General features: G+C 46.7%; 1 protein-coding gene. It reads right to left on the bottom strand.

The annotated features are described in order from the left end of the window. Positions 1-20: 20 nt before the first annotated feature. Positions 21-1,397, bottom strand: a complete 1,377-nt coding sequence (locus AACQ83_RS24090; protein WP_112879912.1) for an IS4 family transposase — start codon at positions 1,395-1,397, stop codon at positions 21-23. Positions 1,398-1,502 lie beyond the last annotated feature (105 nt).

The following is a 1,502-nucleotide window of genomic DNA, read 5'->3' as shown; positions in this document are numbered from 1 at the left end:
ATCTGTCTCTTGATCATATTTCATAGATCAAGAGACTTGGACAGTAAATAACCTTCAAGGATGGTTTGTAACATGAACCATCCTTGCCACAGCCTTTCCCATCCCACTCGGCCATTTCGTTTTGAGTCATACCAACCCGCTAGTTTTCCCAAATTGATATAGGCCCAGTAAACACTTGGCGCTGTCTTAGGGACCTTTTTCTTTTCTTGCTTTACCCACAATAATTTCCACGCTAGCGGGCTTAATAGCGTTTCACAACTCTGTTTTTCCGCCTCTGATCTATTGAGACCCACATAGCGCAACTGATGAACACGCACCGCGATAAACGCCAGGATCACCACCATTTTTTCCAGATTTTCTTTACGTTGCATCCGCAGCGCTTCTACCTGTGTCCCGCCACTTTTCCATGCCTTGTGAAACTCTTCAATGAGCCAGCGTTTTTCATAGTAGTCCAGAATACGGCGGGCATCTTCTTTACCTTTTACCGGCTCCGATGTCAGAATGTGCCAGCTCAGCTCCTTGTCGTGATTCGTTTCCTGACAACTCACATAATACAGCGGTATCGGCTCCCCTCGTTTATTGGCCGGCATTTTGAGCGTGGCAGGGGCGTAACGGACGTCGCAGAGAGCTTCACGCGCCTTACGCCCACCTCGTTGTTTAACCTGAACGGTTCTTTTATCTGCGGGCTGCAAAGATTCACTGAACAGATAAAGTTTATCTGAGCTTTGTTCAATGCAACGGCTTTGCATTGAACGCACAATAAAACGCGGCTGATGCGTGATTTTATAGGTCAGATAGTCAATAATGTCTGCCTCGCGATCACAAACTGAAATGACCTTATTCATATCACTGCCAAGACGAGTTTCTGTTGCCTGAGAGGCGCGTTCCCACTTATAACTTTCCTTGTCTTTATACGGCCGGGAAGCCCGTTGCGCTTTCTTGCCATAATGACTCAGCTCTCTCGTCCAGCGCGTTTGTTCAATCAGGCCAATGACCTGTTCTTCTCTGGGGGCAAAAAGCAAAACGGAATGGGCATGCAGGCCGGTGGCACTTTTTCGTGATGCGGTATACCCCATTTCATCCCGAACCGTCTGATGAGTGAACTCCAGTGAGGTTGTATCTTCCAATGCCAGCAAACAGTCATAGGACTTAGCTTGTTCAGCCGTTGCTGCAAATCCGGCCTCTGCAATGGCCGTTGCGTCAATGGCCCGGTTACGCGTAAATCGATAAGCGGCTTCAATATCCGCAGGTGTTTTGAGTGATTGCACAATAGATTGCCCGATATGGTTGGCTAAAGAGGCGGTGAATTTGATAAGACGCTGGGTTCGTCGGCTATCACCCAAATTTGCGCGAGAAAAAGTCTCATAAGCCCATTGTTCTGCGTGAGTTTGGAACATTTTACCGTACCTCAATGAAATAGTTATTACTAAGATCAGCAAAATAGAAAAAGATTCAAAAAAATCCCCCGATTTTTTATCAGGGGATTTGTGTATGAAAGACAG

This window comes from Photorhabdus sp. S10-54, assembly GCF_963878145.1.
GTDB lineage: Bacteria > Pseudomonadota > Gammaproteobacteria > Enterobacterales > Enterobacteriaceae > Photorhabdus > Photorhabdus kayaii.
The sequence above is the reverse complement of the archived record's forward strand: the minus strand, read 5'-3'. Positions and strand labels throughout refer to the sequence as shown.

Excerpts from the sequence above, each read along its gene's own strand:
- AACQ83_RS24090 (WP_112879912.1), bottom strand. The coding sequence starts at position 1,397 with ATGTTCCAAACTCACGCAGAACAATGGGCTTATGAGACTTTTTCTCGC.